At 46.8% G+C, this 19,965-nt stretch carries 14 protein-coding genes; 7 read left to right on the top strand and 7 right to left on the bottom strand.

The window, feature by feature from the left end; translation table 11 throughout:
• Window positions 1-51 precede the first annotated feature (51 nt).
• Window positions 52-1,341: a serine--tRNA ligase gene (serS, locus tag NSS94_RS24120; protein ID WP_069012253.1), complete on the bottom strand. Its 1,290-nt coding sequence runs from the start codon at window positions 1,339-1,341 to the stop codon at window positions 52-54.
• A gap of 185 nt (window positions 1,342-1,526) precedes the next feature.
• A complete protein-coding gene (locus NSS94_RS24115) occupies window positions 1,527-1,661 on the bottom strand; it encodes a hypothetical protein (protein ID WP_275041151.1) in 135 nt (44 codons plus the stop codon).
• Between the two features lie 203 nt (window positions 1,662-1,864).
• On the opposite strand from NSS94_RS24115, the gene NSS94_RS24110 reads away from it, so the two are divergent.
• From NSS94_RS24110 to NSS94_RS24095, 4 genes are all read left to right on the top strand, one after another.
• Window positions 1,865-4,417, top strand: coding sequence for a DUF2339 domain-containing protein (locus tag NSS94_RS24110; RefSeq protein ID WP_341040301.1), 2,553 nt, complete (start codon window positions 1,865-1,867; stop codon window positions 4,415-4,417).
• Between the two features lie 162 nt (window positions 4,418-4,579).
• On the top strand, window positions 4,580-5,929 hold the full coding sequence (locus NSS94_RS24105; protein ID WP_013312591.1) for a sodium-dependent transporter: 1,350 nt from the start codon (window positions 4,580-4,582) through the stop codon (window positions 5,927-5,929).
• 168 nt (window positions 5,930-6,097) lie between these two features.
• The gene (locus NSS94_RS24100) at window positions 6,098-8,164 is read left to right on the top strand and encodes an acyltransferase family protein (RefSeq protein WP_341040300.1); all 2,067 of its coding nucleotides are present in this window, start codon (window positions 6,098-6,100) and stop codon (window positions 8,162-8,164) included.
• 196 nt (window positions 8,165-8,360) lie between these two features.
• Complete coding sequence (locus NSS94_RS24095; RefSeq protein ID WP_318627736.1) at window positions 8,361-9,308, top strand: polysaccharide deacetylase family protein; 948 nt, start codon at window positions 8,361-8,363, stop codon at window positions 9,306-9,308.
• 74 nt (window positions 9,309-9,382) lie between these two features.
• Here the strand turns inward: NSS94_RS24095 and NSS94_RS24090 are convergent, their stop codons facing one another.
• The 3 genes from NSS94_RS24090 to NSS94_RS24080 form a co-directional block, all read right to left on the bottom strand.
• A complete protein-coding gene (locus tag NSS94_RS24090; RefSeq protein WP_340886802.1) occupies window positions 9,383-10,510 on the bottom strand; it encodes a glycoside hydrolase family 88/105 protein in 1,128 nt (375 codons plus the stop codon).
• A 49-nt stretch (window positions 10,511-10,559) separates the two neighbouring features.
• Window positions 10,560-12,092, bottom strand: coding sequence for an MFS transporter (locus NSS94_RS24085; protein ID WP_341040298.1), 1,533 nt, complete (start codon window positions 12,090-12,092; stop codon window positions 10,560-10,562).
• A gap of 112 nt (window positions 12,093-12,204) precedes the next feature.
• Entirely contained in the window at window positions 12,205-13,557 is a 1,353-nt protein-coding gene (locus tag NSS94_RS24080) for a right-handed parallel beta-helix repeat-containing protein (RefSeq protein WP_341040297.1), read from the bottom strand.
• 331 nt (window positions 13,558-13,888) lie between these two features.
• On the opposite strand from NSS94_RS24080, the gene lepB reads away from it, so the two are divergent.
• A complete protein-coding gene (gene lepB / locus NSS94_RS24075; protein ID WP_029518758.1) occupies window positions 13,889-14,509 on the top strand; it encodes a signal peptidase I in 621 nt (206 codons plus the stop codon).
• 94 nt (window positions 14,510-14,603) lie between these two features.
• Here lepB and NSS94_RS24070 read toward each other — a convergent pair whose 3' ends face one another.
• Both NSS94_RS24070 and NSS94_RS24065 read right to left on the bottom strand, forming a co-directional pair.
• Window positions 14,604-15,434 carry a carbohydrate ABC transporter permease gene (locus tag NSS94_RS24070; RefSeq protein WP_039271872.1) on the bottom strand — a complete coding sequence of 277 codons (831 nt, stop codon included), beginning with the start codon at window positions 15,432-15,434 and terminating at the stop codon, window positions 14,604-14,606.
• Window positions 15,434-16,330, bottom strand: a complete 897-nt coding sequence (locus tag NSS94_RS24065; RefSeq protein ID WP_029518756.1) for a carbohydrate ABC transporter permease — start codon at window positions 16,328-16,330, stop codon at window positions 15,434-15,436. The genes NSS94_RS24070 and NSS94_RS24065 overlap by 1 nt, the downstream gene beginning before the upstream one ends.
• Window positions 16,331-16,451: 121 nt before the next feature.
• Here NSS94_RS24065 and NSS94_RS24060 point away from each other — a divergent pair, with 121 nt between their 5' ends.
• Window positions 16,452-18,317, top strand: coding sequence for a cache domain-containing sensor histidine kinase (locus NSS94_RS24060; RefSeq protein WP_341040433.1), 1,866 nt, complete (start codon window positions 16,452-16,454; stop codon window positions 18,315-18,317).
• Entirely contained in the window at window positions 18,310-19,956 is a 1,647-nt protein-coding gene (locus NSS94_RS24055; RefSeq protein WP_341040295.1) for a response regulator, read from the top strand. The genes NSS94_RS24060 and NSS94_RS24055 overlap by 8 nt, the downstream gene beginning before the upstream one ends.
• The last annotated feature ends 9 nt before the right edge of the window (window positions 19,957-19,965 follow it).

Raw genomic sequence — 19,965 nt, 5'->3', positions numbered from 1 at the left:
AATGGGAAATCCTGCTCATGGGGTACTACTTTTCAAAGTGCACTCCTGTTTTCATAACAAGGGAGTACGCAAAAATTCCATACCTCGCGGCATATATGGACGTAAAGCCTCCGGAATACGGATCGAACCGTCCTCTTGCTGGTGATGCTCCAGCAACGGAATCAAAATCCGGGGCGAAGCAACCGCTGTGTTGTTGAGCGTGTAACAATATCGCAGCTTGCCGTCCGCATTACGGTAGCGGATGTTGGAACGACGCGCCTGAAAATCAAGCAGTTGCGACGACGAATGTGTCTCGCCGTAAGCTTGACGGCTAGGCATCCATGTCTCAATGTCCACCTGCTTGTAGGTTTTTTGCGCCATGTCGCCTGTACAGACAGCCATCTTACGGTAGGGCAGTTCCAGCAGTTGAAGCAGGTCCTCCGCATTGCGCGTAATCTCCTGAAACATCTGCTCTGAAGCGTCCAGGCTGGCTTCACAGATGATGACCTGCTCGACCTTGGCAAACTGGTGCACACGATACAGTCCGTGCACATCTCTTCCGGCCGAGCCGACCTCATTGCGGAAGCATACGGACACGGCTGCCAGCCGAATCGGGTCCGTAACATCCACGATCTCACCGCTGTAATACGAGACCAGCGGCACTTCCGAAGTGCCTACAAGCCACTGATCCTCTCCTGTGATGCGATACGTCTGATCCAGTCCGAGCGGGAAGAAACCAGTGCTGCGCATCGCCTCTGCACGTACCATCAGCGGAACATCCAGCAACTGAAATCCGCGTTCAGTCAGCAGATCCACCGCAAGCTGCTGCACAGCCCGATGCAATGCAACCCCTGCTCCCGTCAGATAGTAGTTACGGGTACCGGCTGTTTTGACACCCCGAGGGACATCGATAAGCTTGTGAAGCTCACCAAGCGCCATATGATCCTTTGGCTCAAATCCGAAGTTCGGAACCGTTCCAACCCTCTCCAGCTCTACATTATCCTCATCTGATCTCCCCCGTGGTGTATCTGGCGATACGATATTAGGCATCAGAAGCAAAAGCTGTTGAAACTGTTCTTCTACTTCCTGTTGCGGGGCCTCCAGAAGATCTAGCTGTCCGTTAATTTCTTTGACCTGATGCTTTGCTCCTTCGGCCTGCTCACTCTTACCAGCATGGATTAGCGCACCAATATCCTGACTACACTGATTTCGCTTCTGCCGAAGCTGTTCCACTTCCTGAAGCAGCTGTTTTCTCCGCTCATCCAGAGTCAACAGCTCTGCGACCGATACTTGTATTCCTTTGCCGTCTGCTGCCGTCTGAACCTGTTCTTGATGCTCTCTGATCCATTTGATATCCAACATGACACCGCACTCCTTTTCGGATAAAAATACAAAAAGCGCCCTCATCCATAAGGGACGAGGAGCGCTTTGATCTCGCGGTGCCACCCAAATTGACCGGACAGCATGACAGATGTCATGACTCTCCAATCCACTTTGCTCCGCTGTAACGGGCGGGTCCGGTTTACTTAGGTACATATCGCCATATCCTACGCTAACGTATGGTCCTTGGCGTAAACGCCTCCGAGTTGGATGCTCTTCACAGGCATAATATCGTTTGCTTTTTTGTTAGTATACTGATTTTCGGCAGGGTAATCAAGGGCATGACTCTGCAACACATCCATGCGGGTTTCATGTTTGCGAAGGGAAAAGGTAGGCTTTATTTCTTATGTATATTCGTCCTGCTTTTTTTGTGATGATGAAACTGGAAGAAAATTTAAGTAAAAGCACCAATTTAACGCTCAAAATAGGCTATAGTCTCTATAATGCCTTTTTAATTTCATGTAAAATGTAATGATTACCAAAATGGACAGCGATGGAGGAGAACATGGAGGATTTTAAAGATCGTTTACATACGATCCGCCAAGAACAGAACAAGCTGCTCAAGGAGTATCAAACATTAATCGCAGACTATGAAGCCTCAGATATCATTTTGGAGAATGAGGTTCTGCGAAAAAAGTTCGAGGATTATCAGGCTCGCTGCATTCACTTGGAAGAGCGAGTACGACATATTGAGCAGGAAAATGGAAAATTGCGCACTGCGCTGACGGAGCAAATGCTGAGCGAAAAGGCGAATATGATTCGCATTTCGCGTGAAAAGCTGGAGACCTATTTTGCTTCCAGAACCACAGAAGGGGAAAATCGGCTGACATCCTTTGAATATGGGGCTAAAAACCGAGTGGACCAGCTTATTCAGCAAACTACGCATGAGCTTAAAGAAGATCAGGACGAGATCGTCGCCCGATTACGACTGTTCTCAGAGGAGATTCGAGACCGAATCATGGAGCAACGCAGGCGGTTTCAGGAGGCCGAGCGCAAATTGCTTCATCAGACGGCAAGCGAGTTCCAGCAGTTCGGAGAAGAAGAGATCAGCGAAGAAACGATGCAGAAGCGCATGAAGCAAAATCAGTTTGAAATGAAGTTAGGCTTGAACTGGATCAACAAGCTGGGGATTTTGCTCATTATATTGGGTGTAGGAGCCGCATTTAAATACTCATACTCGAACTGGTTTACAGGAAATATGAAGGGCGTTGCCTTCTTTCTGCTAGGAGCGCTGATGCTGGGCGGCGGCGAATGGCTGTACCGCAAGCAGAAGCAGACCTTTGCGCTCGGTATTTTGGGCGGCGGTATTTCTGTACTGTACGGATCGATTTTTTACAGCTACTTTTTGTTAGAAATCATAGGAATGTATACAGGCATAGGCTTGTCCGTACTCGTTACAGTGACCGCTGTGCTACTGTCATTAAGGTATGAATCCCGAACGATATGCTCTTTTGGTTTAGTAGGGGGATATCTTCCGCTCTTTTCCTATATGGCAGCGAACGGGCTGGAAGGGAACGCCGTGTATATCGCCATGGGCTATTTGTTCCTGTTAAACTTGCTGATTCTGCTTGTATCCTTCCGCAAACGGTGGGTCGTCGTGCAATATATCAGCTTTTTGCTTAATACGCCCTTGATGATTGTGCTGGCGTGGTTATCGGAAAGCGCCGTAGCGAGCATGCTGTATGCAGTCATTACATTTGCGATGTACCTCGGGATGACACTGTGGGTGCCGTTCCGTTTAAAAACAAAACTGTCATGGCTGGATTTCTCCCTATTGGCTCTGAATACAGTCGTGAGCTGTTCCGTTCTGTATTCTCTGTTCGGTGATGCAGGCCTGGATGATTATAAAGGCTTGTTGGCTCTCGTCTTTTGCTTGGTGTACGGGGGTCTGGGACAATGGGTCCGTCGATATATTCCAGAGGAGAAACAAACCAAAATATTATTTTATGCGACTTCGTTGACCTTTGCCATCCTTATGATTCCGTTCCAGTTTGGAGTTAGATGGTTATCCATGGGGTGGTTGATTGAAGCGGTTCTTCTTACATTATATGGCCACCGTTACCGGTTGAAGGAATTGGAACGAGCTGGCTGGGGCATTTTATTACTGTGTCTGGGCGCATTCTTTTTCGTCGATTTCCCTATATATCTGTTGTCAGGATTTGAGACGGATTATTTTGGACTCAAATATACGCTCATTACACTGGGAATGTTGGTCGTTACCGTCTTCTATGCGATTGAATTCAGCCGTCCGAATGCTTTCAAAAACAATCGGTTGTACGAAATGCATATCATGCAAGGATTTAAATATGTAGCTTTGGTGAACGTGTATTTCTACCTTTTGTATGAAGCCGGGCATTGGTATAACATCGTTGTATCCGACGAGTTTGCCCATTACACCTTGTACAAAGTATTGTTGTACACCTGCGTATCGCTGGTGTTGGCTTATTTCCTGCCTAAAGTGAAGCTGCTGTACGATCGGGTGATTAAATACTACAGCTTGGCGTTGTACGTCATAGGCTATGCGCTGGCACTGGTGGCCACCGTAGCGATTCCAACTTTGCATGAAAATTATGCGCAAAATACGGCTGCTGATGATGTGGCGTTGGTGGTACTTGCAGCCTTTAATGTGCTGGTATTCTTCAGCAGTAGGGATTTCCTGAACGCACTGATGACCCGACATTATAGAAGTAATGAGCTGTATCCGGTCATTATGGGTGTATATTTGCTGGGCATCATAACCGCCTTCCTCGGAGTTCAGTTCCGCCTGGGGGATGCTGGTCTTGTGTTCAGTCTGGTGTATTTACTGCTGGCCATTTTGTATATTGTATACGGCTTCCTCAAGCGAGTGGTCTACATTCGCAGATTTGGATTGGGCTTGACCTTGCTGTCGACAGGTAAGCTGCTGTTGTATGATCTGCATCTATTAACGACAGGAAGCACGATTGTAGCCTACTTCTCTTTTGGTGTTGTACTGTTGGCGATTTCGTATATTTATCAAAAAGTATCTAATCGCATGGGAGAGACCATAATAAAGAAGGATGTTGAAGAAAATATGTAGTTTTCTGTTGTATTTTGTAGATACCGAACATTATGAAAATAAATCCGGTAATAGTGAAAAATTATGCATGACCTTACATCCTACTTACGCTATAATGAGTAAAAATTATTTATGTACGCATGCTCATGTTTATGCGTAAGTAGAGAGAATGAGGGGGATATAATGAATTTGAGCAAGGGGCAGAATAGCCTGTCTGATAAAAATGAACGCTTCTCGTCAGCTGGATTTATATTGGCGGCGATCGGAAGTGCGGCAGGACTAGGTAATATTTGGAAATTTCCGTATATTACAGGACAATATGGCGGAGCTGCATTTTTCTTATTGTTTATTGTCTGCCTGTTGCTTGTTGGTTTGCCTGTACTTTTAGCAGAGCTTGCGCTTGGTCGTGCAGGTCGAGGAAGTGCTGCTTCTGCAATGGTAAAAGTAGGCGGTCATCCGATTTGGGGCAAGATGAGCATCATGTTTGTTATCGTGCCGTTTGTTATCTTGTCGTTCTATGCCATTGTAGGAGGCTGGACACTGCATTATGCCGTAGAGGCATTTAGCGGAAATCTGTTTTCAAATAATGATTTTGCTGGACAGTTCGCTTCTTTTTCCTCCGGCTATGCGCCGTTGGTTTGGCTGTTAGTTGTTTTTGCATTTACAGCAGTCGTGGTTACGCTTGGGGTATCGAACGGGATTGAAAAGTTTAATAAAATTTTGATTCCTGCCAAGGTCATCCTGCTGCTCGTGTTGATGATTAACGCTCTTATGCTGCCAGGCTCTGGTGCGGGCGTATCCTTCTTTCTGAATCCTGACTTCTCTAAGCTAAGTATAGAGTCTGCATTGGTTGCTTTGGGACATGCCTTCTTCTCACTCTCACTTGGGATGGGGATTATGATCACGTACGGTGCATATGTGGATCGCCGTCAATCCCTGGGTGGAGCCATGCTGGCCGTTGGTGGTGGAGATTTAATCTATGCGTTTATCGCAGGTATGATTATTTTCCCTACAACCTTCTCCTTCGGAATTAATCCAGCTCAAGGACCATCGCTGGTTTTCATTGCTTTACCGGCTGCATTCTCGGCAATGCCTTTTGGTGCATTCTTCGGCGGTTTGTTCTTCGTACTGCTGGCGGTTGCTGCGTTAGGTTCTATGGTATCCTTGCTGGAAGTTCCAGTAGCCTATGTCATGGAGCGTATGCGTTGGAGCCGGGTTCGCTCGGTTATCGTCGTATCGGTCCTGTGCTTGATGCTGGGCGTCCCTTCTGCATTGTCCATGGGGCTGGTGCCAGAGTTAAAAGTAGGGGATAAATCATTCTTTGATTTCGTAGACTTCACCGCGTCCAACATCTTCTTACCGTTAGGCGGTTTGTTGATTGTTATATTCACAGGTTACTACTGGAAGACTGCGGCTGAGCATGCGAACATCAAACCCTTCTGGTTCAATGTATGGTTATTCGGTCTTCGGTATGTTGCACCGATCCTGATGTTGTTGGTCTTCCTTCATACCTCAGGTATCATCAAATTTTAAGAGAATAGAATACGAATAAAAAGGCATTTTCTTCCTAAGGGAAGAGATGCCTTTTTTTGTATATCTATCAGTGGTTACCTAACTGTGGAAAGGAATGATATAATAAAAACATTGTCATTAATTTTAACTTCAATGAAATCATTACGATTATGAAGTTTTATATAATGAATGAAAAGGCTACAGGGCATCGCACAGACGATGTGCAGGAGAGGGAAAGGGCAGAAGAGCATTGAAACAGACAGGGAGCTTGAATTTGCAAGAAGGACGGCGGCTGAAATGAAGTCTAATCGGTTGTCGTCACAACGTCGTTATATGCCAGGTTTGGATGGTTTAAGAGCGCTGGCGGTCATCGCAGTCATTGTGTATCATCTGAATCCGGATTGGTTGCCGGGCGGTTTGTTGGGTGTAGGCGTGTTTTTTACGTTGTCGGGGTATCTGATTACAGATATTTTGGTTAGTCAGTGGGATACATATCATAGTTTTAAAATGAAAGATTTCTGGCTGCGTCGTGCCAGAAGGTTGCTGCCTGCCATGTTGACGGTTGTGGCTGTCATCGTCCTGTGCTCGTTGCTCTTCGATCCGTCACGGCTAACGGCCTTGCGCGGAGATGTTCCTGCCGCATTGGTGTATATGAGTAATTGGTGGTTTATTTTCCATCAGGTTTCGTATTTTGAAAGTTTCGGCCCCCCTTCTCCGCTTGGGCATCTGTGGTCGCTGGCGGTGGAGGAGCAGTTTTATATCCTGTGGCCTTTACTGCTGGCGCTCGGGCTAAAATTCATGCCCAAGCGTATTGTGCTTGCAGGCTGGGTGATTTGTCTGGCGTTAATATCTGCACTCCTGATGGCCGTGATTTACGTACCGGGAAGCGACCCGAGCCGGGTGTATTACGGCACGGATACGCGTGGATTTGCTTTACTAATTGGTGCAGCGCTGGCCTTGGTGTGGCCAAGCGGCAAGCTGAAAGAGCAAGCTTCTGCTAAGGCGCGTATGCTTCTGGACAGCATCGGTGCGATAAGCTTGCTGCTGCTTTGTCACTGGGCGTGGGCCTCGAATGAATACGACCCATCTCTGTACCGGGGCGGCCTGCTGGGCATAGCCTTGGTCACTGCTATTGTGGTCGCAGCGTTGGCTCATCCGGTAAGCCACCTTGGTCGTCTCCTTGGAATCAAGCCGCTACGCTGGATTGGAGCCCGTTCCTACGGTCTGTATCTGTGGCATTTTCCGGTTATTACGCTAACGACGCCTCAAGTAGATACCGATGGCGTACATATGACGCGTATCATTTTACAATTGCTAGCTACCGTATTGCTGGCATCTCTCTCGTTTAAATATATCGAGGAGCCAATTCGCCATGGAGGATTCCGCCACTGGATTACAGAAATCCGTTCAGCGGTTCGTAGACAGGCGCGGTGGAGATGGATGCCTACAACTACAGCGGCTGTGCTTTTTGCAGGTATTCTCATGGGTACCGTCCACCTGTACGTGGCTTCTCCTGATGCAACGATTCAGGCGGCATCAAGTGATGAGAAGCCAGTCGCAAAGGCAAAGGCGATGCCGCCACTTCACGGAACGGTATCCGTGGCTTCCAAGGAGCCCCAAGCCACCAAGCTGCAAGGATCCGAGGGCAGCAAGGCGCAGACCCCAGCCCTGTCTCAAGCCCAGACGCCTAAAAACACGGCGGTCCAGGTGGGTACTACGGATGATGTTACGAAACCGTCGGAACCTTCGGACAAACCCAAAGAAGATACGCCTATGACAGGTGATGGGTCGAGTGTGACCGCCATTGGAGACTCTGTCATGTTAGATGTACAGTCGTACCTTCAGGAATCCTTCCCGGGAGCTGTTGTAGATGGGCGGATCGGTCGTCAGATGGCCGAAGCGCCTGCCGTACTGGAGCAGCTAAGACAGAACGGACAGCTAGGTAAGACAGTTATCATTGAGCTGGGCACGAACGGCGCTTTCACCAAGGATCAGTTGGCGAATTTGCTCGCCAGTCTGAAGGATACGAAGCGTATTATACTCGTGAATACCCGTGTGCCTCGGCCATGGGAGAGTATTGTGAACAAGCATCTTGCCGAAGCTGCATCCCAAGACCCACGAATTACAATGATTGACTGGTATGCAGCAAGCTCTGGTAAAAATTCATATTTCGAGCATGACGGAGTACATTTAAAACCTAAAGGTGCTAAAGCTTATGCGTCCTTGTTAGCTCAGGTCCTAACGAAACAATCGTAATAAACTGCAATGATACTCGTAATTATGCAAATGCAAGACAAGAAAGCCACCAGGAGTAGGTTGTCCTCTGGTTGAAGTGCATCCCTAAATTTTCACCGGCTTAAACCTAAGGGTTTTTCCAATGTCCATTCTAAGGTGTGTACATCCACCCTGATCCGGTGGTTTTTCTTATTTTAGTGTGGAGGTACATAAGCTAATGGAAAAGGGCTATTCACATAGTAGAACAAGTGAGCACCGCTTGAAGAGGAACAGAAGAAGGCTGATACTGATTGCTATTATATTATTTGTGGCAGGTTGCATTACTTTCATTGCGATAAAGGTTTCGGATAGTAAGCCACACGCGCCGACCCAGGAGCTTGCTAAAAAAACGGATTCCGGATCATCAAACGTTAAATCCAGCGCAGGGGCAAAGGGTAAAGCGGCCTCTCCAAAAAATGATCCCGATGTAGAAGACGGTGCCTTTGTTGAAAAATATTTAAATCAGCAAATGCTAGGACAAATGCCCGATGGAGCTGATGGTAAAAAAGTGGCCTACTTATCCTTTGATGACGGACCATCCGTGACGGTCACACCTCAGATATTAGATATTCTGAAAAAGCAGAAGGTCAAGGCAACTTTTTTTATTGTAGGTAAAGAAGCCAATGAAAATGAGCATACCAGGAATCTTATCAAAAGAATTGTCAAAGAGGGTCACGCGATAGGAAACCATACGTACTCACATAATTATAAATATTTATATCCGAACAGACGAGTAAGTACGGATCATGTTATGCAGGAGATCGAGAAGAACAATCAGGTTCTAAAAAGTATTCTGGGGCCAGAATTCTCCACCAGAATGATCCGCTTCCCTGGGGGGCACATGACATGGAACAGAAGAGATCCACAGGGAATGGCTGCTCTGGATAAGGTTTTGCGTCAAAAGGATTACCATCAGGTGGACTGGAATGTATTAACGAAGGATGCAGAGGGAAGATCCAAGAAAGCACCGGCACTAATCAACCAGTTTATAAGGTCAGTCAAAGGTCGAGAAAAAGCAATTATACTCATGCATGACACCTATGGTAAAGAAGAAACAGCAAAAGCATTGCCGCAAATTATAGAATACCTGAAGAAACAGGGATATGAATTTAAGGTTATGAAGTAGGATATATAGGAGAAAAGGACGGGGCTGATCGCCACCGTCCTTTGTGCTATCTAAGAGTATATAGTCCGCATCGTTTAGATGCGCTCCGCTTCACCCATCGCCTGAATGAAAGCGCCAATACCTTTGGGATCGTTAGTTATAATCGGCTCACTGATATAGTAAGCGAAGGTACCGTCCCGACGATCTTTACCACCCAAACCGCTTACTTGCACCGTTTTGTTCAGATTCACGAGTCCTTCTTCAGTAATCGTGATAAATTCATCGATAATTCCCTTACGGATGATTTCTGCCTCTTGACGATATTGCTCTGGCAGATAGCCTTTGCGAACGCCCTTGGCAATAGCATAAAGAATCATGCAGGAAGCAGAGGCTTCCAGATAGTTGCCTTTCACATGGCCCAGGTTGAGCACTTGATAAAAGACTCCACTTTCTTTATCACGCACTTTCAGCAGGGCTTCCAGTGTTTCCGTCAGCATATCGATCAGGACAGGACGGTCTGCATGATCCTCTGGAATATAGTCCAGCACGTCAACGAGTGCCATAACGAACCAACCCATCGAGCGTCCCCAGAAATTTTTGGAACAGCCTGTTTCCGGGTTGCACCAATGCTGCTCACCCTTCTCATCCCAAGCATGGTAGAGCAGACCCGTTTCAGGATCACGCGTATGCTTGTAGCAAAGCTTGAATTGTAGGGTCACATCGTCAAACTCTGACGGATCTCCGAATTCGCGGATAAATTCAGCGTAGAACGGGGCACCCATGTACAAGCCGTCGAGCCAAATTTGATACGGATAAATTTGCTTATGCCAGAATGCGCCCTCGCTTGTGCGTGGGTGTTTTTCCAACTGACTGCGTAATTGGTAGGCTGCCTTTTTGTATCGTTCATCTCCTGTGGCACGATACAGCGAGAAGAGCAGCTTGCCGTTATTCACGTGGTCAATATTGTACTCATCTACTTTATAGCGCTGAATTACGCCATTATCGTCAACAAAATGATCCATATGTTTTTTTATAAATTCCATGTACTTGGGATCGCCTGTCAGTTCGCCAACCCATTCCAGACCTCTGTAAATCACGCCATGGTCATATTCCCATTTTTCGTAAAATTCCGGGCTCCGTTGTAGAACGGAATCGCTCATACGTACAGCCCAAGAATCTGTTTTTGTAGGACTGGTGGTTGGTTGTGATGTTGGATTTGCCATGATACAGTCACCTCTTTAGTAAATGTTTAATCTGTAATTGTTATTGTTGTTACATAGATGGAGTGTGTGTCTTAGGGTCAACGGGTTTGTTCTTGAAGCCCACGTTATTGTTACCCCAGCACCGATCGTAATGGAAACCTGTCAGTTCCTCGAATACCTTCCGGGCTTGCGGTTTAGCTGATTTCATGGAGCCACCGTTTTTGAGGCGGTCAATTTCGGCGATTAGCTTCTTGTGGCTGTCAATATCCAGCTTCATCACGACAGAAGCAATCATACCGATGATCGCGAGAACGATGGTACCGACCACGAGTACATAAAAGATGGCGTGCTGAGCAGCGACGGGCTGACTATCAGCCCCGGATACAAAGCCAAAGTGCTGTAACACCCAGCCGAGAATGAAGACGACAACGGCCCGCACCATTTTTCCGGCAAAAGTCATCATACCTGCATAAATTCCTTCCCGTCGACGGCCAGTCAACGCTTCATCCACATCGGCAAGGAACGTATATTGATTCCAAGGGATATAGTAGACGCCCCCTGTACCAAGTCCCATGAACAGTGTGATGACATATAGCCATACCATCGTATTAGAGGCTCCCGTTATATAGAGCAGGCCATAGCCTGCTACGCTAAAGCAAACGACAACGAGTGCAGCGATGAATGGCATACGGAATCCTTTACGCACACAGAATTGGATGAAGAAATAGGTAGAAATCAATTGAATGACAGAGTTAAAGCTATTCAGATTGGACACCATCTCCGAGCTTTGAAACAAGGAGAAGACAATAAAGTACGTAAAAGCAGAAGTAAACAGCCACTCAGCTGAAAAGCCGCCCAGGTACATCCCGAGATGATGACGGAACGTCTTGACCCGGAAGGTAGAGGAAATGTCGATAAACAACTTTTTCATCGAATCTATAAAGGAAAGCGGAGCTTCACCTTCCAGTTCCTTTTGCAGTTCCTCACTTGGACGTTCCCAGGAGTTTTTGTACAAGAATGCCATCGCAATCAGCAAAATAGCTGCAAAAACGAGACCGGTATAAAAGAAAGGCAATGGAGAGTCTTTGCCATACTCAGCAATAAAGCGACCAGGGATAAAGGCAGCGGCGAAATTGGCAATTTTGCCAAACATGGCCTTCCATCCAGTTAATCTGGAGCGTGCGCCGAAGTCGCGGGTCATCTCTGACGCTAGTGCTTCATACGGCACCATGACTGAGGTATACACCAGTTCAAACAGCACGTACGTACTCAGGTAATACCAGAAGCCCAACCCATCTACCCAAAGCATCGGATACACGAGCATCAGCGGGATACCCATCATGATGAAAAAGCGTCGTCTACCGAATTTACGGCCCAAGCGGGTCCGGTGAAAGTTATCGCTGATAAAGCCCATGACCGGATTGCTGACTGCATCTATGATGCTAGCAACAGAGAAAATGGCCGCGGCCTGAACGGGAGACAGTCCGCAAAAGGTTGTATAAAAGTACATTAACCATGCACCGCTAATCGCAAGTGCGCCACTTCCCAGCATGTTACCGCTTCCATAGGCGAGTGTATGTTTCAGTGTGATTCTTCGTTCCATGATCTGTTCACCTCATATTTTGTCTGGTTATGAGGACAATCACCGGTCGCTATATTATGCAGAATTGTCTAAGTTGGTAGATGGGCCAGGGCGTCCTGATTAAGCGGGGCTTTTAACGTGCCCCTATATTTTTTCCGCTCGGAGTACCCGAGCCGATCAGATCGCTCCCTTTGGCCAGCTTAAGGAAATCACCTAGCTGGATGGAACCGTCTGCACCTCGAGTGATAGAAGGCGTGAGACTAACAAAGTCGTCTGCACTGACTACCAGACCTTTGGCATTCGTCGATTTTTTGTTTTTCCACCAAACGCTAGAGTTGTCTTGATCTGTACCGCTTGTTTTGTCACTGGCGCTTCCCTCAAAGGAAAGATTGTTAATGAACACGTGATCACCCTTGTCAAAAGCAAAATTACTTTGTCCATTGTCCCACGAGGTATTATTGGTCAACGTAATGCTGCCGGGGTTGCTATTGTAGGTGAAGCCGTGTTTTTTGTTCTGGAAAGCAATACTGTTTTTCACAATATGGTTGACTTTGATTTTGTCTCCACCCAGCTTAAAGCCATTGCCGTCGCTGTTCGCGGTAGACGTTCCATCTGCGGTCTGCCCGTTGTGGTGGGCCACACTGTTCAAGATGGTTACCTCACCGATAGGGCCTGTTTCTGTTTTGCTATACAAATCCCAACCATCGTCTACGTTGTACGCAGCCAAGCAGTTATCAAACACATTGCCTGATCCTACAGTCAATTTGGCCGCGAAGCCATCGGCATCCTCACCATTATCGGGATCAGCGTTATCATGAGAGTAAGAATTCAAAATCAAATTATTCGAAGGCCACTCACTAGTGGGAGCGTTAGGAGAGTAACGCCCAAGCTGAAGTCCAGTATCCCGGTTGTGGTGGGTTTCCACGTTTTCGATTCGGTTATTGCTACCGCCGATATAGATACCATTATCTCCGGCACCCTTTACTTCAAGGCCCTTTACCAGCCAAAAGTCTCCGTTAAGCTGAAGTCCACGATTGGCTGAACCAAAGGCTTGAGCAGAGAAATCAAGTACCGGCTTTTCACTACCGTAAGCGACCAACCCTTTGAGTGAGCCGTTATTGCCGCTATTTTCACGCTGAATTGTAATTGTTGAGGAGTAGGTGTAGTTGCCACCGCGCAGGTAAATGGTTTTACCAGGAGCAATTTGTGTAAGAGCTGCTTCGAGCGTGGTAGGACTAGATATGGTGCCCGGATTGGACACGTTACCATTTGGCGCCACATACAAATCTCCTGCCGCTAACGTTGTGGAGACGGTGGTTGAGTCAGTTGTACTAACTGCCTCTTCTGTGAGTGCGGAAGAAGGGGTGTCGTTGGGTAACGCATCTGCGTAAGCGGTTCCAATAATACAAGAAGAGGCGAAAACAAAAGAAACACTGAGTCTTAGAGCGTTAAATCCGTTTTTTGGACGATCATTCCGTTTAAACATGTAAATTCCTCCTCATTTGAGTTCTTATTTTAAAAGAAGATAGCATATATAAAAGTGGCTCATGCTGTCTTACCAGTAAAAACAGGACACCTCCTGGGGTGACAGATTGATCTAACCTATGTCTAATACGCTCTATGAAGTATATGCACAGTGTAATATATGTTAACGTTTGCATCAACAGTTTTTTACTGTTTTTTTAATGTTGTGAAAAAAAGTTCACACTTTTGTTTCAACTAAAAATGCACTTTTGTCAGACTGGGAAAATTTGATTATACTTAAACATTATACATATAATAGGAATGAAGACTGTGGGAAAGGGTGGTTTTAGCGCATGGAGAGTGGAAATCATTTGACAGATTCAACTGTCGAACAATTGCAGGAAAAGCAGCCAAGAGTGAAAAAGGAGATGATCGATTGGCTTAAGGCCATTATTGTAGCCATTGTGCTCGTGTTCATTATACGTTGGCTATTATTTGCGCCATTTATTGTTGAGGGAGCGTCCATGGAACCGAATTTCAAGACAGATGAACGAGTAGTCGTGAACAAGGTGATTTACGATTTTCGTGATCCCAAGCCGAGTGAGGTTGTTGTATTCCATGTGAGAAAGGAACAAAGAGACTTTATTAAGCGTGTTATTGGGGTGGCTGGCGATACGATTCGGTATCAAGGCGACAATCTTTATGTGAACGGTAAGAAAGTAGAGGAGTCATACATTCAGGGAGCTATTCAGGATGCGCACGCCAAGGGAGAACTATATAACAATGTGGACTTTCCAAATGGAACCATAACCGATTCCAAGGTACCTGAGGGGTATATTTTTGTGATGGGCGACCACCGCAATAATAGTAGGGATAGTCGTGCTATTGGCTTTGTTTCTATTAAAGATATTGTTGGCCGTGCGGATGTGATTTTTTGGCCGGTGGATAGCGCGCAATGGGTTAAGCATAAATAAGGCCAGAGTACAGGCATGGACATCACGAAGACAAGAGGACTTGCGTAAAGTTTACGCAAGTCCTCTTTGGGTCATCTGTAAGGGTGTAGTTGAATCAGCCTTTGACGGCTCCGGCAACAACGCCTTTGACAATGTATTTTTGCAGAAAAATAAATACGATAATCGAAGGCAGCACAGCCATTACCATCGCGGTCATGGCGTATTGCCAGTCGGATGTGTACTGTCCGACGAAGGTATAGGCGGCCAGCGTCAGTGTCTTAGTGCTGGGCGAGCCGTTAACCATGAGTAACGGAAGCAGAAAATCGTTCCAAATCCACATCACGTCGATAATGACAATGGTGGCGGTGACTGATTTCAGCAAGGGGAAAATTACGGAAAAGAAAAGCCGGAAGCCCGAGGCCCCATCGATTTTGGCGCTTTCGTCAATCTCGACCGGAATGCCCTTCACAAAGCCGTGATAGATAAACACGGCCAGCGGAGCGCCGAAGCCCCAATACAGCAAGCCAAGTCCCCAAGTGCTGTCTGCCAGATTTAAGTCTTTCGCTAGTCGCAAGACAGTGAGCATGATGGACTGAAACGGGATCAGCATCGGCATAATGCACAGCATGTAAATCACGGAGCTCCATTTGCTCTTGGTTCTTGCCAGCTTGTAGGCCGCGATGGAAGATATCAGTACGATACCTGCCAGTCCGACGACGGTAATAATGGTGTTATTCAGAAATAGGCGTGGATAGTCAATGAATTTCCATACATATACGTAATTATCCAGCGAAAGCTGCTTAGGCAGGGCAATGACGTCGGTCATGACCTCGGCGAAGCTTTTGAACGAATTGTTAATGGCGAGAAACAGCGGGTACAAAAATAACAGTGATAATACAATCATGCCCGCTTCTAGCAAAATACGTCCCGTACGGCTGCGTTGCATCAGGCTTCAACCTCCCTGCGTTTGAAAATAGACAATTGAATAATCGTAATGATCAGGACTGCAACGAATAAAATCAATGCTTTGGCTGTTCCGTAGCCATACAGATTGTTCTGGAACGTGTCCCGGTAAATATCATACGCAATGCTGTATGTCGTACCTCCCGGCCCACCGCCGGTCAGAGATAAAATGACGTCAAACACTTTGATTGAGTTGGTCAGTGCCATGAAGACTGAGATCGTAATGGAAGGTGCAAGCATCGGTAGAATAATACTGAAAAATCTCCGAATCGGCCCCGCGCCATCGACAATGGCAGCTTCTTTTAGATCCTCTGGCACAGATTGCAAGCCTGCAATATAAATGACCATGTAAAAGCCAATGGATTGCCAGATCGATACCGCCAAAATGGAAACAAACGCGAGCCCTTCCTCACCCAGCCAACTGAGCTGGAAGATGCCCCAGCCTGTACTGTGACCCAATGACTCAAAGCCTTGCATGAAGATAAATTTCCATATGAATCCAACAATTACAAGACTGAGGATATAAGGGATAAAGAAGGCCGCTCGCAACCAAGCTGAGCTTTTCAACTTCATATCGAGAACGAGCGCCAGCAAAATGGCCAGCACATTCACCAATACAATGTACAGGATGGCATACTTGACGGTAAACCAGGCTGCATGTGCAAAATTGGCGTCTCCAAGCAAGATTTGCTTGAAGTTATCCAGACCTACAAATTTCGGATGTTTGGATATGCCGTTCCACTTGGTCAGGGAATAGCGTATCGTCATCAAAAACGGAATATAAAATGCAATCGTAATGCACAAGATTACGGGCAGTGTGAATAAACCGAATTCCAGTTTACTGCCCTTGTCGCCCCGGGTTCCCCTTTTTTTCAGCATAACGCACCTCTTTTTCTCAACATTTTCCGCTCTTACGTTCCAAGCTGTTTAAGATATAATGAAAGTATAGGATAGCTCTAGGGCCGGACCAATGGATTTAAGAAAACAGTTGAGGGTAAAAATGTGTACGCTTTCAAAAGGGGCGATTATCATGATGTCAGAGCGTGTAAGAACGTTTCTTCGCTCTATGTGGAGGAGAATCACGCAAAAATTAGTGAACAAGCTCATTCTACTTTTTACCTCGGTGATTATTCTGGTGGTGGGCTCACTCACAATTATTTCCTATCAGATGATTGAAAAGGAGTCGGTTAACCATAGCATCGCCAGCACGACCAATAATCTGCTGCTGGTCAATCAGAATTTGGAGGATTACTTGGAGGGAATGCAGCAGTTGGCTCTTCCGCAGCTACGTTACAACGATATTATGAACGCGATTGCCAATGAGAACTGGGACTATGCTTCGAGAATGGTCATTGAGAATTACTTGCGCAGCATGTTTTATTCGCGTACCGATCTGGAAGCGATCTATCTGTACGTGGCGGACCGACATCAATACTATGTGGTGACCAGGGAGACGTATAACATTACGGTGCGCAAAGGAGTAAATACAGATATTCCCAAGCTTCCTTGGTATAAAGAGGCGATGGCCAGTACCACGAATGAATCATTTCAATCCTTTGTGGGGTCCCGCTCTGATATGGGCTATGTAGCGCCACAAGCCAGCTTTATGGCATACCATCGAGTGCTGAGGTCGATTGCATCCCGTCACCCGCAGGCGGTGCTGTCCTTTTATTACAATACGAGCACCGTGGATGAAATCATGCAGAACATTCCACTGGGCAAAGGGGACCAATTGATGCTAATGAGCCCTAAAGGGGTTCCCTTTTATGTGAACAGCTTTCCGCTATATGAGCGGATGCGTGATTCCGGAGTGTTGGCACAGATTGGCAAGGGAGGAAGCGGGCGAGTAACGTGGTCTGATCGCAGTGGCAATCAGGAGTATTTGGTCGTCTATGATGCTGGCGAAAAGGATGGGTGGCAGCTCATTAAGCCCATCCCATACCGCCAGATTTATGAAGCAGCTACGACAACACGAAACTGGAGCTATGCCATTGGGGCTTTATTTTTAGGTGTGTCTATTATATTAGTGACACTGACCTCGAACGCCATTACCCGACCTTTACATAAGCTGTCCACCCAGATGAAGCGGTTTAGCACCGGAGATTTTGGAGCAACAGCTCCTGTGAAGGGACATGACGAGATTGCATATTTGTCACTGCATTTTAACGAAATGGTTCAAAGAACCGAAGAACTTATTAATGAGCGCTATCGCATGAAGCTGGTCGAAAAGAACGCCATACTCAAGGCGTTGGAGGCTGAAATTAATCCTCATTTTCTGTACAATGCCCTGCAAGCCATATCCACACAGGCATTAAAGCGGGAGATGTTCGATATGGCGGATATGGTGGATGCGTTGGCCCAAACGTTACGGTATTCCATCAACGGCAAGGATATCGTAGCTGCCCGCGACGAGCTCAAGCATATTGAACGATATATAGGTCTGCAAAAAGCAAGATTCGGGGCGAGACTGCGGGTCGAAGTGGTATGGGAGGAAATGCTGATGGAGCTGCCGATTCCAAGGTTATCTGTGCAGACGTTGGTGGAAAACGCTATCAAGCATGCGTTGGAAAAAGTATCAAGCGATATTCTGATCGTCATTTCAGCCGATTCGAGTTCTACAGATGCAAATGCCACAATTGCAGTCAGGGACAACGGGCCTGGATTTTCAGAGGACAAGCTGAGACTGGTGCTGGATTCATTCCATGAAAAATGGGAAGAACGGGAGAGTGAGCATATTGGTTTGAAAAATCTGAACACACGGTTGAAGCTTTTGTATGGAGATCAGGCAGGATTATTCATCCTTACGGATGAAACGGGAACGGAAATGAGAATGCAAATTCCCCGGGGAGGAAGTAGTCATGTATAACGTATTGATTATTGACGATGAAGAGCCGTTGCGCGAAGCCATTCGTATTATCGGGGACTGGGACCGTCTGGGGATCGAACATATTTATGAAGCGACGAATGGAAGATTGGGACTGGAGCTGCTGGGTCAGCACCCTATAGATGTGGTGATGGTCGATATGAAAATGCCTGAGCTGAACGGTATCGAATTTCTCCGTGCCATCGAGAAGGCATATCCCCATCTGTTGACGATTGTCATTAGCGGCTACAACGACTTTGAATTTACACGGCAGGCGATTCAATCCCGGGTGGTGGATTATCTGCTCAAGCCTATCAATCGTCAGGATCTGAACCAGGCACTGCGCAAAGCAGTGGACATTCTGGAAAGCCGAGAGCAAAGCAAAAACAAGTCCATTAGCCAGAACATTACGCTGAATATGTCACTGCCGAAGCTGAAAGAGAAGCTATATTTGTCCATTTTGGACGGTAGCTTTAAAAGGCAGGCCAATACGGCGTTGCTCCCATTGATCGGAGCGGATCAGCCGGGGAATCGCTTTGGGGTGATCGTGCTGCGGCTGCTGAACAGGGATGAGATTCGCAGGACACGTTTTCATGGCGATGTCGATCTGATGGATTTTGCTGTAACGAATGTATTAGCGCAGACATCAGATGAACGGTTGAGTTGTTTTAGCTTCCCCCATCCGCGACGGGAGCGCGAGGTCATTTCGATCTGTACCCTGGCCCCAGGGCATGAAGAACATATGTCCCTCCTACTGGCACAAGTGGCACAGAAGGCGGTTGTGAACCTGCATGGGCTGTTCTGTATGGTAGTAGCGGCCGGAGTGGGCAAGCTCTGTACAGACGTAGTGGAGCTGGCTTCTGCCTATAGGGATGCCAAAACGCTTATTCACAGCACGGATGTATTGAAGCTGGAAGGGGAATCTATTCTCCATACGGTGCCCCGGCAAATGGCTACGTCAGAGGAAATGTCATGGACGGAGCAACTGTTGGCGATCCAAAAGGATGCTCAGACAGGTCAGGCAAACCGGGCAAAGGTGCTGCTGGGTGATCTGCTGAAACAATTGGCAACAGGTCCTGTTTTCCGTTTACAGGATGCAGATCGATTGATGCGGGAGTTCCATTTTCTACTGAAAGAGGCAGCGATTGAGTTGGGTGCGTCTACGTCAGCGTTGAATCAAGATGGAGCTTTGGAAGAACCGGAGCACGTGGGGGAAAGCGATTTGTCTGCTGATTTTACGAGCTTTGTTCACTACGGTCAGAGATTGAATCGGATGCTGGAGCTTTACATTGCTGGGGTCCAACATGCTCAAGCGGGGAACCAGCCCTTTGATATAACAGACATCAAAAGGCACATCGACCGTTATTATTTTGAGGATATTAAAATTTCGTTCTTTGCTGAAACCTATTTTTTGAGTCGGGAATACTTGATGAAGCTGTTTAAGCAGCAGTTTGGTTACGGTATTCACGAATATGTACAGAAGGTTAGGATGGACAAGGCGAAAGAGCTACTGGGCGATTCTAGCCTGAAAATACAAGAAATCTCGGATATGCTCGGCTACAAGGATAAAAATTATTTCAGTAAGGCTTTTCGTAATTATTATCAGGTATCACCGTCTGAGTATCGTGTGAGCTTGCAATAAACCACTTTT

Origin of the sequence: Paenibacillus sp. FSL L8-0644, assembly GCF_038008165.1 — a bacterium.
In the GTDB taxonomy this organism is placed as follows: domain Bacteria; phylum Bacillota; class Bacilli; order Paenibacillales; family Paenibacillaceae; genus Paenibacillus; species Paenibacillus polymyxa_D.
The sequence above is the reverse complement of the archived record's forward strand: the minus strand, read 5'-3'. Positions and strand labels throughout refer to the sequence as shown.

Coding starts and splice junctions, on each gene's coding strand:
- serS (WP_069012253.1), bottom strand. CDS start 1,341: ATGTTGGATATCAAATGGATCAGAGAGCATCAAGAACAGGTTCAGACG.
- NSS94_RS24115 (WP_275041151.1), bottom strand. CDS start 1,661: ATGGATGTGTTGCAGAGTCATGCCCTTGATTACCCTGCCGAAAATCAG.
- NSS94_RS24110 (WP_341040301.1), top strand. CDS start 1,865: ATGGAGGATTTTAAAGATCGTTTACATACGATCCGCCAAGAACAGAAC.
- NSS94_RS24105 (WP_013312591.1), top strand. CDS start 4,580: ATGAATTTGAGCAAGGGGCAGAATAGCCTGTCTGATAAAAATGAACGC.
- NSS94_RS24100 (WP_341040300.1), top strand. CDS start 6,098: ATGAAAAGGCTACAGGGCATCGCACAGACGATGTGCAGGAGAGGGAAA.
- NSS94_RS24095 (WP_318627736.1), top strand. CDS start 8,361: ATGGAAAAGGGCTATTCACATAGTAGAACAAGTGAGCACCGCTTGAAG.
- NSS94_RS24090 (WP_340886802.1), bottom strand. CDS start 10,510: ATGGCAAATCCAACATCACAACCAACCACCAGTCCTACAAAAACAGAT.
- NSS94_RS24085 (WP_341040298.1), bottom strand. CDS start 12,092: ATGGAACGAAGAATCACACTGAAACATACACTCGCCTATGGAAGCGGT.
- NSS94_RS24080 (WP_341040297.1), bottom strand. CDS start 13,557: ATGTTTAAACGGAATGATCGTCCAAAAAACGGATTTAACGCTCTAAGA.
- lepB (WP_029518758.1), top strand. CDS start 13,889: ATGGAGAGTGGAAATCATTTGACAGATTCAACTGTCGAACAATTGCAG.
- NSS94_RS24070 (WP_039271872.1), bottom strand. CDS start 15,434: ATGCAACGCAGCCGTACGGGACGTATTTTGCTAGAAGCGGGCATGATT.
- NSS94_RS24065 (WP_029518756.1), bottom strand. CDS start 16,330: ATGCTGAAAAAAAGGGGAACCCGGGGCGACAAGGGCAGTAAACTGGAA.
- NSS94_RS24060 (WP_341040433.1), top strand. CDS start 16,452: ATGTGTACGCTTTCAAAAGGGGCGATTATCATGATGTCAGAGCGTGTA.
- NSS94_RS24055 (WP_341040295.1), top strand. CDS start 18,310: ATGTATAACGTATTGATTATTGACGATGAAGAGCCGTTGCGCGAAGCC.